Source organism: Ruegeria sp. AL7, from assembly GCF_056536105.1.
Map to the genome: position 1 here is coordinate 2,647,328 of NZ_JBQFJF010000001.1, position 14,585 is coordinate 2,661,912.

Annotated in this window: 10 protein-coding genes and 1 tRNA gene; 3 read left to right on the forward strand and 8 right to left on the reverse strand. The window is 58.8% G+C overall.

The window, feature by feature from the left end; genetic code table 11:
* Positions 1-10 precede the first annotated feature (10 nt).
* From ACR3E2_RS13305 to ACR3E2_RS13315, 3 genes are all read left to right on the forward strand, one after another.
* Positions 11-87 (forward strand) — tRNA-Arg (locus ACR3E2_RS13305).
* 278 nt (positions 88-365) lie between these two features.
* The gene (locus tag ACR3E2_RS13310) at positions 366-1,460 is read left to right on the forward strand and encodes a helix-turn-helix domain-containing protein (protein ID WP_480482404.1); all 1,095 of its coding nucleotides are present in this window, start codon (positions 366-368) and stop codon (positions 1,458-1,460) included.
* A complete protein-coding gene (locus ACR3E2_RS13315) occupies positions 1,453-2,838 on the forward strand; it encodes a plasmid recombination protein (RefSeq protein ID WP_480482402.1) in 1,386 nt (461 codons plus the stop codon). Before ACR3E2_RS13310 ends, ACR3E2_RS13315 begins: the two co-directional genes overlap by 8 nt.
* A gap of 1,351 nt (positions 2,839-4,189) precedes the next feature.
* On the opposite strand, the gene ACR3E2_RS13320 is transcribed toward ACR3E2_RS13315, so the two are convergent.
* From ACR3E2_RS13320 to ACR3E2_RS13355, 8 genes are all read right to left on the reverse strand, one after another.
* Positions 4,190-6,160: a UvrD-helicase domain-containing protein gene (locus ACR3E2_RS13320; protein ID WP_480482400.1), complete on the reverse strand. Its 1,971-nt coding sequence runs from the start codon at positions 6,158-6,160 to the stop codon at positions 4,190-4,192.
* The gene (locus tag ACR3E2_RS13325; RefSeq protein ID WP_480482398.1) at positions 6,157-8,391 is read right to left on the reverse strand and encodes an ATP-dependent nuclease; all 2,235 of its coding nucleotides are present in this window, start codon (positions 8,389-8,391) and stop codon (positions 6,157-6,159) included. Before ACR3E2_RS13325 ends, ACR3E2_RS13320 begins: the two co-directional genes overlap by 4 nt.
* Before the next feature lie 331 nt (positions 8,392-8,722).
* A complete protein-coding gene (locus tag ACR3E2_RS13330) occupies positions 8,723-10,093 on the reverse strand; it encodes a type II restriction endonuclease (RefSeq protein WP_480482396.1) in 1,371 nt (456 codons plus the stop codon).
* Positions 10,090-10,566 (reverse strand): very short patch repair endonuclease, encoded by a 477-nt coding sequence (locus ACR3E2_RS13335; RefSeq protein WP_480492783.1) that lies wholly within the window; start codon positions 10,564-10,566, stop codon positions 10,090-10,092. The genes ACR3E2_RS13330 and ACR3E2_RS13335 overlap by 4 nt, the downstream gene beginning before the upstream one ends.
* Positions 10,559-11,785, reverse strand: a complete 1,227-nt coding sequence (gene dcm, locus ACR3E2_RS13340) for a DNA (cytosine-5-)-methyltransferase (protein WP_480482392.1) — start codon at positions 11,783-11,785, stop codon at positions 10,559-10,561. Before dcm ends, ACR3E2_RS13335 begins: the two co-directional genes overlap by 8 nt.
* Positions 11,786-12,240: 455 nt before the next feature.
* Complete coding sequence (locus tag ACR3E2_RS13345) at positions 12,241-12,570, reverse strand: hypothetical protein (protein WP_480482390.1); 330 nt, start codon at positions 12,568-12,570, stop codon at positions 12,241-12,243.
* A complete protein-coding gene (locus tag ACR3E2_RS13350) occupies positions 12,567-14,177 on the reverse strand; it encodes a phage minor head protein (protein WP_480482388.1) in 1,611 nt (536 codons plus the stop codon). The genes ACR3E2_RS13345 and ACR3E2_RS13350 overlap by 4 nt, the downstream gene beginning before the upstream one ends.
* A gap of 203 nt (positions 14,178-14,380) precedes the next feature.
* Positions 14,381-14,578, reverse strand: a complete 198-nt coding sequence (locus tag ACR3E2_RS13355) for a hypothetical protein (protein ID WP_480482386.1) — start codon at positions 14,576-14,578, stop codon at positions 14,381-14,383.
* Positions 14,579-14,585: the final 7 nt, after the last annotated feature.

Genomic DNA, 14,585 nt, shown 5'->3' on the forward strand with positions numbered 1-14,585 from the left:
AGCCTGGCACGGCCCCGTGGCTCAACTGGATAGAGCAGCCCCCTCCTAAGGGGCAGGTTGCAGGTTCGAATCCTGCCGGGGTCACCAAATTCTTATTTAAAATCAAATGACTGCCGGATTAACCTTGGAGCTTCATGCAGCAGTTTGCATGATTTTCCGGTCCATTTCGGACGGAATCCGGGCTTCGTCTGTACAAAACCTGTACAGATATCCGCTCTTCACGCTGCTGCGGCCAGGTGCAGCCCAAATGAAAACCCCGGCTCGGCGGTAACCGAAACCGGGGTCAAAGTGCATGTGAAAGTATCCGACTTTCCCGACGCTTATAGCATCACCAGAGAGATGCCGTCCAGAAAAGAGGTGCTGTCATGACGCAGCATCTTACGCATGGTGGCCTCCCGGAGGGCATGACGCGCTGGCAGTTCTTTGGATTGATCGAGAGAGCCCGGCGGCAGCTCGGACTCAGCAAGGGCGCAATCGCCTATCTGAAGGTCGCGATCTCCAACATAATGGATGAAGATTACGTTGCTGGCCGGATTTGCGGTTTCTGGATTTCGATAACGAAAACCGCATCGCAGGCCGGGCTTGACCGGCGGCAGGTCGCACGGATCGAGGCTAGTTTAATTGAGCGGGGCTTTCTGGCGAAATCAGCTTCCGATCACAGTCGCCGCGTAGGCTCCCGAAGAGATGGCAGGATCGGCCACGAATTCGGGATCAACCTCGCGCCCCTGATTGCGCGTGCCGCCGAGATTCAGGCGGCGGCTCGAATGGCGACCTTTGAAGAGGAGGAGGCCGAACGGCTGCGCGCCCGGATCAAAAAGCTGTTCGGAGACATTCGCAGGCTGTGCTTCGAGGGTGCAATAAAGGCCGCTGAAGAAATCCTGCCGAACCGCCGCCCGTCTACCATTCAGAGCTTCGAGCGCCTGAAGCAGGTGGCCGAAGCCTTGGAAGAGGTCTGGGAAGATTTTTCTGCGGAAGTCCGTAGGGGTGAAAAGCCCCACCAGTGCGACATTTCACCCCCACCCAATACAAGTAAAGAAAATATCAATAAAACCTGTAGGGCTGAGAAGCAGTGCGAAGCGCGGCCGGTGCGCGTCAGCCCCGCGCTTGCTTTGCGACTGGCTGGCCTGGAGTTTCGTGAGCTTATTGAGTTTTACGCGATGGGTGAGCCAGGGGGATCAGCAACATGGCGAAGCCTTAAGCTGGCGGCGCGGGAGCGCGGCTGTCAGATCGGTATCGCGCAGGGTATCTGGCAGCGCCAGTGCGAGATTTTGGGCGGATCGAGGGCAGCTCTGTGCCTTTTGGTGGCCGATCACAATGCTGGGCGCTCTGATAAATGCCGGGTGAGGGATACTGCTGCGGCGTTCATCAGCATGGTGCGGAGCGAAGCACGCCAAAGTGCCGTTCTTGACCGGCTGCTGGGTGAACTGATCGCTTTCGCCAAAGGTGGGTGCCATGACTGACGTGCCGCCAGTAACGGGAAAATCTATCTTCGCCCATAAGCAAACCTACAGCCAGAAAGGTAATTCCAAGAGCAGGTCCGTTCGCTCGATCATCGAAGAGCTTGAGCGGCTGGAGGGTGCTTGTCCGTATGTTCCATGCCCTCAGCCTCCCGGCATCCTAGAAGGGATGCAGCCGCGCGACCTGATTGGCATGATCGAGGCACGCGTGGCCGAGCAGAACCGGGTCTTAAGAAAATTGCGCAAGCAATGCCCCGACCAGAAGGCCGAACTGCGCGGGATCCGTGTCGATACGCACGTTCTGGTGGCATCGGTGTTCAGCTATCCCGATACCGTCGAAGACGCGGATAATGAAGAATATCAGGCGTGGCGCGAAGCCGTGATTGCCTTCGCCAAGCGCGATGCAGAGGCGAACAGCCTCGAAGTCATGACGATCGTCGAACACCGCGATGAGTCTCATCCGCACCTGCATATTCTCGCCTTGCCCCTGATCTCAGACGCCAACCCGCGCATGAATTCAAAGCTGTGCCATGAAGGGCACGTTGCCCAGGACGAGCACATAAGGAATCGCTGGTCAGGATCGCCATCGCGATCTTATCGGAGGGTGATGAGCACTTGGCAGGATCGCTATCACAGCGAGGTCGGATCAAAACACGGGCAGGCCCGCACCGGGCCAAAGCGCCGCCGCCTAGACAGGACAACCTGGAAGGCTGAGCAGAACCGTATCGCACTCCTGAAGGATGCGGAAAAAGCAGAACGACGCGCGACGTCAGCCAACGATCGGGCCGAGCAGGCCGAAGCACGCGAGCTGGCCGCTTCACAGCGCTCGGCTGCGCAGTGGCTGCAAGAAGCTGAACTTGGGCAGAGGTTGGCAGCGGAAGGTTTGATCAGCGCACTTGCTGTCGCAGAAACAGATGAACGTCTGCTGGCGCGTCTGGATCGCCGGACAGACCCGCGTGGCTATCCGGCCCGAAACGCCGATGAAAACGCGGCACTTCATGCCTGCGTCGATCCGATCATTCTTGAGGGGCTCGATGCGTTGAGCGCAGACTCTCCGGGTGTCAGCCTTTCGGAGAGGTTTCGCGACATGCTGGCAATGGTGACGGACTGGACCAGCCGGTTGGCCGCCGCGATACCCCGCTGGTTCCGGTGGGAAGAACTGGCAGACCGGATCGCCCGCACGGCGCAGCGGATGTTCGGCTGGCCCTCACGGCCTGACACTCTGGCGGGGACAATTGAAGCAACCCCAGCGTGGCGCGACATCGAAGCCTCAGCGCGGCGAGATCTCGACCGTGCGCTTGGTGTTGCCGCGCTAGTCCCCCAGAATGCGGTGTCTGACCCGCCACAATCCAAGGCTGTGTTTCGTTTCACGTCAGACTGATATCGGGGTCGGGAAAATGACCTAAGTTGATCCATCATGATCCAACTTCGTGGTTCTCGCTAAGTATTGGTGACCGAATATTATTTTGCGGGGCCCGGCTGCTGACGCACCCACCCGCAAAATGTCGATCAGGCGCTGCGCCCCTGAACCCAGCCTGTCAGCGAGGCGCCAGCCCATTGGCACACAACCCGCCCACACAAGCGATGAATGATCCGTAGAACAGTTCTCGCCGCCTTTCGTACCTGCCCGTCACCGGCTCGCAATTTCATGAACGACCAATTGAGGACATTGGCCTTGCCAACCGATGCGGCATTGCAGCGTCTTTAGAGCCGACCTTGGTTTGGGATTCTACGATGGATCAGTCAGTTCCAACCGAACTCTTCGATAATGCGAGCTCGGTATGAAGTCGAAATCTGGTTTGGAGCTCTGCGAACGTACTCTTCGGCCCGAACCGCAGAGTTTCCCTTGAGACCGCGAAGATGCGAGATGACATCCTCAATTGACGGATGGTCGTCGTTCTGATCCGTGACTGGTGATTTTGGGGGAAGACCAGTCCATACGACGCCCGCGAAGCCACGTTTATTCGCCCAAGCCCCAACAAGCTCCGCACCATGGTGACCAGATGAGCCAGAACCAGTCCAAAATGCTGCATTCTTAGTACTTGGAAGGCCTTCGCGCTCGGCAAGTGCCTCGCGCGCTTCATCTAGCGATGTAGATGACAAAGTGTTCCAAAGTGTCGAACACAGAGTACCCTGCTTACACACAATAAGTGTCATGCGGCCATCCTTTGATTTTCGCGCGAATTCAAGCGGCAGGTCTGGTCCGTCTCCGTGCCATTCGTGCGAAATGGGCAGGCCTCCAGGCTCCCAGATCAATGACCCCCAACCAAGGCAAGCAAACGTGGGCCAATTCTCATTGCTGTTCATTTTGGTGCCATGCGCGGATTGCTCTTGTCAGGTTTGATAACGTGAACCCACGGCTGGTCCGGACATCGAGCATCGCAAAATCCTCAGAGAATTTCACCGCACTTGCCCCGTTCAAGATGAACTCAAAGCGCCCACTCGAATATTCGTCTTTGGAGTCGTAATCTACGACTCGCCAGCTTCCGAGAACTTCACCGTCGCGAGTGACGACGTCGCCATGCGCCAGTTTGGGTTCGTATCCACTGTCTATCCACTCATCGTGGCCGACGAAATTTATTGGGTATATTAGGTCCATACACCGAAGATGGGTACAAACCATAGAAAGCGCAAGAAGCACGATGGGTGCAATGAGGTGTCCCTAGATTTGTAGACGCTTTGCTTGGCAATTCTGAATCCTGTTAGCCCAAAGCGGTCACTACAGAACTGGTTCAGCGTTGCACTGAAGCTTCCTGATAGGTTCCGTCGGCCGCAGCCATCACGACCTCGTCCTCGGCCGTCCATCCGTTGGAGCTCAGGAACGTGCGGATCGTGTCGGGGGCCTCGGAATAGAGCACAAGCGCGAGGCTCTCTTCAGCACGGGTGCAAGTGACATAGAGCAAGCGGCGTGTGCGCTCGATCGTGGATTCCTCACCGTTGTCTGCTTTCTTCTGCGCGGTTGACCCAAGGGGCTTCACCTCGAACAGTGTCTCGTAGGAAGCAAGCCCCTTGAAGCGCGTGTGGGCGTCATCGGCGATCACCATGACCCGGGCAAATTCGAGCCCCTTGACCCCTTGGTGGGTGCCATAGGGGCTGCGGTCTTCAACATAGGCGAGGTAGCGCGCCACCTGGGAAAACGGGGCACCAAGCGCCAGCGTCCAAGCCTTGGTGATAGTGGTGTCGGTGGCTGGTGTGGCCTTGGACGCGGTCTGGTCCAGCTCGTCAAAGAAGGAACCAAGCTCGGCAAGGATGTCGGCCATGTCCTGAGCCACGGGACTGCCGTCCGGCAAACAGGGCCGAAGCTGGTCGGGAATCGGGAACAGCCGGTGCTCGGCCACGACCGCTAACACTTCGGCACAACTCGGATCCCGTTCGCCCTCAAACAGCGCCTTCAGCGCCGCGACGCCTGCCCGTGCCACGTCGAGGCCAGTGGCTTGGCCCGCGCGCCCTGCCCGGATATCTCGCTTGTCGACCAGCGGTGAGCCGTCGCGCAGCACTGCCATCGCGGCAAAGGCATCCCCATTCCGTTGTGCCGTCACCAAAGGCAAGACCCGGTGGGTGAAAAGCCGCATCGCGGGCAAGGTACCGTCGCGAAACCCGTCCTTGAGCTTGTCGGGTTTGCTCAGGGGCTCAAACAGCTCACTGAAACCAAGACGCGCGGCGGCCATGTGACGCTCAATCGTGAGGGTCTTGATCGCCTCCGCGTTCTGCCACGCGGAATCTCCGGTGATGCGGGCCATTTCCGCTCGGGCGGAGGCTTCGAAGGCTGCGCGATCCGTGCCCTCGTTTGGCGCAAGAAAGACACGCACGGTGCCCCCCGGCTTGTCTGCGCGCGCCCGCTGCTGGCGGCCATCATCGTCGCGCCGGATCGCATTCGCCAGGTCCACGATCCGCGCGCGACTGCGGTGGTTCATCTGTTTGGCCGGTTGCGCGAAATCCCCCACCCGTTTGTCGAGATCGCGCAAACCATCGGTGTAAATGCGCTGCATCGTGTCCCCGAGCAACCCCAAGACGATGCGGCCGCGATGGCGCGCTTCGAAGGTCAAAAGCGCCTCCATCAACGGTTTCATCGTGTCCTGACTCTCGTCGATCAGGATGAACGGGTAGCGCGCCAGAACGATGTTCTGAAACGTCTCGCTTTCGGTCAGGAAATGCGCGGCGAGCGCAATTACCTCGGTATGTTGAAGCGCATCGCGGCCGAAATTGTCCCCTTCTGGCGCGTAGGTGAAGGTGCGGATCTCGGCCAGGCGCTCCAGCCGCTTTGTCTTGGAGGCCATCTTCCTGACGCGTTCGTCATGGGCGTTGCCCGCCCGGCCCTTCGCATGGGCTGCCTGGATCTTGGCAATTTCTGTCCGCAGGTTGCTTTCTAGCCAGCCCCGAATATCAGCTGTGCGCCCCTCGATCAGCGACCAGGCGAAACTGTGGATAGTCTGCACCTGAAACACCGGATCGGCCTTGACGCGGCGTGTGATCTCATCTGCGGCGGCGTTAGTATAGGTGATGACGGCAATCTTGCGGCTGTGTTTGCGTAAGGTGGTCAGGGTCTGTGCGTCCAATCCCTCAAGTGCCTCCTTGAGAGATCGCGTCTTTCCAGATCCCGCCCCGGCAAAGAGAAAGAAGCTGCGTGGCTTATCGAGGGACAGGCACGCGCGGATCGTCGCGTCAGCGTCAGCATCGCGGTTGTCGTCGGTCACGTCTGTCACGCCGCGCCCTCCCCGCCCGTCAGTGTGTCGGCGAGCCAGATCAAGCCCTTCTCGATATAGGGGGGCGCGCGCAACACTTTGATGTCTTCGATGTATAGAAGATCCAGGGCAAAGGCGGCCTTCTCCGGATATTTTGCCAATCGATCAAAGAGCGCCGTGGCAAGGTCCTCAGGCGTGGGCTCTGCGGTGATGGATTTCGCAAAAGCACGAGTCATGCGGCAAGCGAACCCTGCCTTTGCTGCGTCCGTCACGGTCTCCGCATTGGCCAGAACAAGAGCATCCTCAAACGTGATGGGCGTGATGGCTTGGGTCTGCGCACCCTGCGTCACCTCTTGCGGGGTCTGGTAGGCGACGGCGATTGGGCGGGTGGCATCGGTATGACAGAGCGTATTCGGCGGCGCGGCCATTAGCGTATCGATCTCCACGATTCCGGGGAGCCAGGTTTTCAGCACGTGGTTCACGGTGATTTGAGCCGCTCCCGAGCGTGGTCGGGCCGATTGCGAGACAGTCTTTCCGTCTTTGTCGACCTTCGCCACGGCATCGAGATCGGTGATGATCAGCGTCGGCACCTCCAGTGCCTCGATCAAGGGACGCATGCGGTGCGCGTGGCTGCCCCCCAGCTCTAGGAAGGATAGATAGGCCGCAGCCAGGTCAGGGTAGTGATGCTGGATCAGATGCGGCAGCAGAATCCGCTCCGCGGCGCCCTCGATCACGATGATGGCGTCGGCGAAGAACAGGTCAAAATGTGTGCTCAGCAGATAGCGCGTCACGAAGCGACGGGTTTGTGTGTCCGCGCCAAAGAGCCCCGTCATATTCGCCACACTGGCCGTAGGCACAACTCCGTTACCGGGTAGCTCGCGCTTGAAATAGCGCAACTCATCAAACGCAGCGGCGTGCGCAATGTGGCCCGAATGGGTGCTCACCACCAGTTGCGTGGTAAAAGCCGAGTCCTCCCTCTCCAGATCCTCATGGTTGCGCAGCACCTTATGTGCCCTAGCCATGAAGACCTGCTGCACCTGAACATGCAGATGCGCCTCCGGCTCCTCAATCAGCACCAGTTGCAGGGGTTCGATGCCCCTGTCGTCCGGGGTCACCACCTGTGATTTGAACTTGCCCACCTGCATCCAGTCATCCCGGAAACGCATGAGCTGAAAAACCATGGAGATCAGGTTCTGGAAGCCCAAGCCGTTGTAGCTTTCAGGCAGTTTCACCCCAGATGCGTTGCCAGAGATATCGTATTGCACGGCCGCCGGGTGATCGAGTCCGTCAACGGGTTTGATCTGCGTGGCAATGGAGAGTTTCGGATTGTTAAGTCCGCCGGGGTAGCCAAGATTTTCCAGTTCCTTGATGGCATCGGCGAAACCATCCTTGAGACGGGCATTGAAGGTGGTTTCGGCATCATGGATGGCTTTGAGCGCTTTGATGTCGTTCGGCGTGGGGTCTGTTTCGGGGTCGATATGTTTGCGAAAATAAGGCTGTATCTGGCTGGCGATCTTCCGGCTGGTTGCGTTCCTCGGCTCATCGTCGTCGCCCTTACTGTCTCCTGCATCTGCGAAACCGCGTTGCGCGTTGATCTCACGAATGTGGATGAGGCCAGCAAATGGGTTCGCACCGATCCCCTCCGACAAGGGCGGCAGGGGATTTGGCTCCACCGGCCCTGTCGTGGTGAAGCTCGCAGGGTCCAAAATATGGGCGTTGAGCTCGAACAGGTCCTTCAGGCGCTTGTCCAGAAATTCCCGAAAGTCGCGTGGCCAAAGCGCGAAGCCGTCGGCCGTTGCGCCGCCGGGTCGTAGCGTCTGAGCGGCCTCTCGCGCAGCCAGGTACTGCGCCTTGATGTCCGCCCCCTTCTTTGGCTCCATGCGCAGGCGCACGCCCAGCAGACCGCCAGTCCAGGTAAGTGTTGGGATCAAATGCGCGACATGGTGCAACTCTGACGTGTCAGCATGGAGCCAGACGTCGAGGAACGGAAGCTGAGCCAGGAGCGGGCTGAGATCCGCCTCAGCCTCCTGTGTCCAGGCGCTAGCGGTTTGTTCGATCGCGGCCCAGTTGGAGGCTGTAACATCACGCGAGTCGATACCGCCGCAATCCTTGAGGAATTTGCGCAGCGCCTTCATGGCCGATGTCTTGCCGCTGTTGTTGGCCCCGACGAGCAGCGTCTGCTTGTCCGAAAGGTCCAGACGGGCGCGCCGCAACTTGCGAAAATTGAAGATTTCAATGCGTGTAAGTTTCATTATATCGGTTTCTCCCGCGCAGGAATTGCTGCGCTGGTGTCTGTATATATGCTTGTCATGCGGGTGGGTAGCCGCGCTCAACCGCCAAGGGCCCTGTCAGTCTTCACATGTCTGACTATTCGCTTTATGAATTCACAGTGGGCGTTGGAAATTAAATAGTGGGTGGTGGGCCGTTCACTTGCCTTGAGATGCAACCTCGGAGGCCTTGGTGCCTAGTTTTGATCCTGGCCCGTCCTCCAGAGTGCCGTGCCCTTGGATGCCTACCGGCTCTCATGCGTTTGCAGCGATTGACGTCTTCCCGCCCTTCATGCCTAAACAACCGGCCATCGCACTACGCCCAAACCGCCAAGTTCGGCTGCACCACTTCATCGCAGAACCGCCGGAAGGTCAGCACATTCGCGTGCCCGGCATATTCGGTTTCTTTGGCGTCCATCAGGCTCTCGGGGATTACGAGCTGGACGCCGATGCCCGCCATGTCCTGAATGGCGTTGCCCGCGATATTCTCATCGACCGTGGTGAGATACAGCCTGCGTTCACCCTTCTCACGCTCGACCTGTTTCCAGCGTTCGCGCAGGGTGGTTTTGGCGCTCAGTATCAGGCCTGTCGCGGCGAGGACTTCACCGCTGCTGATGAAGGCCAGCGAGGGAAGAATGAAGTCGGGGCGCTTCTTCGCTTCGATGACCACCTGCTTTTCGAAGGGGATCTTCCCGCCGCTCAGCATCGCCTCGATATGGTGTTCATAGGAATAGCCCGCCCGTGATTTCCGCTGCTGGCTGGCAGACAGCATCAGCGCGTCAATCCGGGGCAGTTCATTGATCAGCTGCCGGATGATCTCTGCGACGGTCATGTCGCGTGGCTTGTCACCCAAGACGATGCGCACCAGCTCGACAGCCCGCTCGCGGCGCTGGAAGTCGCGGAACATATCCCACTCGATGCTGCGGCTGATTTCACGGAGCGCATCACCGGGGCGCTCGATGGCAAAAGGATCTAGGCAGTCCAGACCGTGGATTTCCAGGTAACGGGCGCGCGCCAGCCCGGCCAGTTCCAGGGGTTTAGGCATGGCCGCACGAGAGCGGCCGAATTCGACGATCGTACCGGCCTTCCAGGCCGCGATCAGCTCTTCCGCGAAGTCCAGAACGCGGTCTTGTTCCCGTGCCCGGATCACGGCGGGCTCAAACTCACCGATCAGAAAATCCGGCGTGATATCGAGATGCATCAGTAGCAGGTCGGCTTCATCGCTGGCGGAATCGATGGTCAGGCATTCATAGACGGTGTTTTCACCCTGCCGATACCGCCCCATCACGAGGAAAGAGGCTGGCGAAAGCTGCTCAAAGCACTCTTTCGGCAGGCGCGTCATATGCGTCTCAGGGCCCTTGCTCGTGTAATGCACAATCCGGGTGCGTTTGGCCTGCGCATCGCCCGAAGCCTGCGGCCAGAGCGTTTCGAACCAGGCCTCCCGGATCGGGGCCGCATCCGGGTCTTTGCGCGCCTTGACCTCCAGCGGCGGAAAGAACCCGCCCTCGCGCTGTTCCGCCGGGATATAGACCCCAGCCTGGTGCTTGTTGGCATAGCGCGCCCAGTCCCGGTCATTGTTCGAAAGCTTCTTGACCAGAACCCGTTCGGCCCGGCTCAGAAGGTCCGTCAGAAGCCCAGCCTGCCCGCCGCCTTCACCCTCAAAATCGAAAATACCTTGCTCGCTCAACTCAAATCGCCTGTTTTCGTGTTCAGGCCTTCAAGAGTCAGCCTTTGGTCACCAGAACATATCCATCGGGCCAGGGAGTCAATCACCACCTCCGGCGACAACCTGCCACGTCCCTTCAGCGCACATTCCCAGACAATCGCGATACGCCAGCCTGACGCGATCAGCATGTCGATATTCCGGGCGTCCCGCTCGATGTTGCCGGTGATCTTCGTGCGCCAGAACTCCTTCCGCGTTGCGGGCCATCGAAAGAGCGGGCAGTCGTGGCCATGCCAGAAGCAGCCATTCACAAAGATCAGGGCACGGTGCTTTGGCAGCACGATGTCCGGCTTACCCGGCAGTTTTCGATCATGGAGCCGATAACGAAAACCACGGGCATAAAGCCCGCGCCTAATCAGCATTTCAGGCTTGGTATCAGCGCCACGGATCGCCGCCATATTCCGGCTGCGGGTCTTGTTGTCGTGAACGTCAGCCAACTTTTTTGAGCGGTTCAGCTCTCGTCAGCGCGAGGATGTGCGGAGCCATCACCTTTGCCACCTCGGCAAAGACAGGCACCGCGACCGAGTTGCCGAACTGTTTGTAGGCCTGCGTATCCGAGACCGGGATCCGGAAGTCATCCGGGTAGCCCATCAGGCGCGCACATTCGCGTGGCGTCAGGCGGCGCGGGTTGTTGCCTTCACCCCGGCTGACCAAAATTTCAGAGCCGTCCTTGTAATAGCGGGCCGAAAGCGTACGCGAGATGCTGTCCCCGTCCACCATGCCAAAGCCGAAACCGTTTCCCTTGGCCTTATGCTTTGCGGCATAGCCTTGCAGATAGGCCCAGAGCTTGTCGGTCAGGGTGTATTTGTCGCTGACCACCGCATCCGACCCAACGGTGAAATGGCCCTCTGGCTGTTCCGTGCCATTCTCGGGATGCAGAATATGGCGCATCCGTTTGGTGCCGTAAGTCGGAAGTTGCACGTCATCAAAGCTGAACCCGGTCGCTTCACGGAAGCCGACCATCACAATCCGCTCGCGGTGCTGCGGCACGAAATGCCCGGCATCAATGATCCGGGTCTCCAGCGTGTAACCCAGCTCCTCAGTCAGCTTGCGGCGGATCACCTCGAAGGTCCGGCCCTTGTCGTGGCTTTTCAGGTTCTTGACGTTTTCCAGCATGAAACCCGCAGGGCGGTGATGCATCAGGATGCGCAGCACATCGAAGAAGAGCGTTCCCTGGGTTTCATCCTCAAAGCCATGCGCGCGGCCGAGGGCATTCTTTTTGGACACACCGGCGATCGAGAAGGGCTGGCAGGGAAAGCCCGCAACCAGAACGTCATGCCGGGGGATGTCTTCGGCGTCGACTTCCCGGATATCGCCCACCGGAAGCCGGTTGTCGGGAAAGTTCGCCATATAGGTCTGCTGGGCGTACTTGTCCCATTCAGAGGTGAAGATGCAGCGCCCGCCCGCACTCTCCATAGCCCGCCGCAGCCCGCCGATCCCGGCGAAGAGATCAATGAAGGTAAAGGTCTTTTCCGCATCGCCCGTATCGCGCCGCCGCTCGATCTCCATGTTCAGCAGGCGGATCACGCTTTCACGGGGGATTTCCTCACCGCGCTTCCAGCGATAGATGTGGCCTTCAGAATAGCCAAGCACGCGCGCGGCCTCTGGCACAGTGTATCCGGCCTGCGCCAGTAGAGTCGAAAAGTCAGCCTGCATGTGTCATCGCCCCTCTGGGAATTTTTCTGACACAATGTCTACATGAGTCACCTTAATCAAGAACAAACGACGAAATCAGGTGGCTTTGTTTGCGGACAGGCGAACTTGAGTGCTCCGCTTAAGCCCATACCCCTACGGGGCGGCAGTCGCTATCCCTGCCATGTGGGGGGCGATGTCAGGCAGGGCCGGTGTGTGCAACGGGAGCCGGAAAATCTACATGAGCGAGACGCCAAGGATCGAGCGATTGTGGGGTTTCTGGCGGGCGTCAGCGCTTGTCCCCAAAAGCATCATAGTGGCAGTTCAGTTGGCGGAAGCGCAGCTTCAAAGATCAGCCCAGCTAGAAGTGTTAGACGGCAGAAATGCAGACAAAGCCTCGTTTCTCTGCGATCGCACCAATGGCGGCTCAGGGTTGGCAGGGCAGAAACGTATGTTTTTTGACCAAGCTTCTCGGTGATTTAAGGCAGCTCGGCCCAAACCTTGTAGTCGAACAGGGCGCCGTCTTCTTTGGCAAACTGAACAGTTTCGCGAACATATGCGGCGGAACGTTGGGGATCGAAATGATTGAGCCAGTGTTCGGGGTCGTCGCCGATTGGGGCAGGCAAGATGCCGTAGCCGAAATTTCGCTTGACGGTCCCACCGGCTGCCTGTGCGACCTCCATTCTTGAAATGCCAAAGCCGCGCGTGGCAAGATATTCGTTGAAGTCCAGAAGCTCGGCTTCGGAAATCCATTCAGTGCCTGCCCCTGTTTGTGCCTGCTCTATCAGGTCTTCAAACCGTGTATTCATTGCTCCTCCAGAGGACGGATGATGTCGTCCGGTTGGTTCTCTTTGTGCCCAAGCGGCAGATTACGATTGCTTACAGCGAAGACGTTACCATCGGGGTCAAGAAGAACCCAATGGCCATCCTGGCCTGTCAACAGGGTCATATCCTGCCCTTTGTATCTGCCGCGCCCTTCAACGATACCACTCAGATCTGGACGAGGATTGGCGATGATCTCGTCAATTTGCTCAACATCGTGGCCTTTGAGGCCAATATATTCTCGCCCGCCCCCTTTGCCACCGTGGGGCAGAATTCTGTTGCCGCCAGGTGTCGTTGTGGCCCCAGGTCGGGCTTCGACAATATTCGGCCCCGCCCCTTCCGGGATCGGCGTTGAGACAATGTTGTCGGTCGGATCATCAGGAATTGGCGATCCGGTGTGGTTCGGCAGGCCAAGCTCTTCAATCGGATAGGTTTCAAGCCATTGCTCGACCCGTTCCGGAGTGAAGCCCGGCAGTTGCCCCAAGCGGCGTTCATCCTCCGCAAGCTCAGGAAAGACTTCGACCCAGCCTTGCGCCAGTTCCCCATCCTGAAGCCGCAGTTCACCGCGCGCGAACGCTGCCCCGGCGGCTGCGATGAAATCCTGCAAAGCGCGCTGTTTCGCGGGATCACCGCCAACGCCCGTATCAAGAATGGTGCCGGGATTTAGCAACTCATAAAGCGCTGCCGCTTCGGCCCCTATTCGTGCGAATTCGGGGGTCTTGGGCAGGACCGGATACTCGCCGGTGCTAATCCCTTCCTGCACGAGGGCATAGGCTGTCGCCGCCAGGCGACCTTCTACAGTTGTTACATCGACCCCCAGTCGCGCGCCAGCATCGTCCACGCGCCTATCACGCATGGCTTGCGTCCAGTTTTGCAGCGCATCAGACGCAAGAAGCGCCGCGCCGACGCCCGTCAGAGCGCGCAAGCCACGCATCGCCTCCGTCAGATCGAGAGCGGGGACACCATTTGCCGTGGGTGCAAAGTCAGCGAGTACCACATTGCTCTGAACGCCCGGCAACACTGGCTCGGCATAGCACCTGCAATTGTGTGCCTCGCCGGGATGCCCGCCCTCCGGTGGATTGTTCCAGCGGAAAACGCGGTCGTCATAGGCCGCATGGCTGTCGCGCACCTTGGCATCATCTCGCGAGCGCCAGATGTATTGCTGAATCCCCAAGCTTTCCTGCCGAAGCCGATTTATTACTCCCGCAAAAGCCCGAACGAGACGTTCTTCCATGTCTGTGCGCAGTGGCCGCAACCGTTGCGGATGGTTTTGGTATTCGCCGAATATTCTCTCAAGGCGCGCGTCCCAGGCGTCGAGCGCTTCTGACTTTGCATCTGACACATCCCGCAATTCAGCTTCGGAGACAATTGGCACTGTGTCAGGCGGGGTCAGCGCGTTCAGAAGCATCCGAGTGTTTTCGGAGATCACCTGGTCGAGGCGTTCGCTGAAATCGGCCCGTAGAGCTGTGTAGTTAGGAAATGTCGACTTGAGCGATAATCCTACGCGGCGGCCAATCAGATGACCGTGTCGCTGCGCGATCTCGTACTTGCCGTCACCGCCGTGCCTTAAGAAGTGGCTGAAACTGTGTTGCATGGAATCTCCGAAAGCGTGCCGGAAATGTTCTATTCACAATTGGTAAAGAAAGCCCAAGACTACCGTTTGCAACTTTTTTGCGGAGAGCAACGCATCCTGCTTGAATTGGAGCCAGACATTCATGCACGACGCAGCATCCGACAAAATAGGCTCGAAGCGATCATGCGGCAGCGGGATAGCGCTATCGCCCTATCCTGACACTCTCAGACCTCCAGCACAAAGGCCGGATCGAACGACACCTCCTCACCTGGATATCCCCGCTGGTTCGTGACAAAGCGGATCGGTCCGTGGTCGCTTTCGAATGTCCGGCTCTCTCCCTCGTGGCTGTGCCCCCAAATCCATGTGTCGATGTCGAAGCCCCGGATCTCGTCCCAGAGGTCGCAGGCAAACCCGTTGTTCATCGCGCGC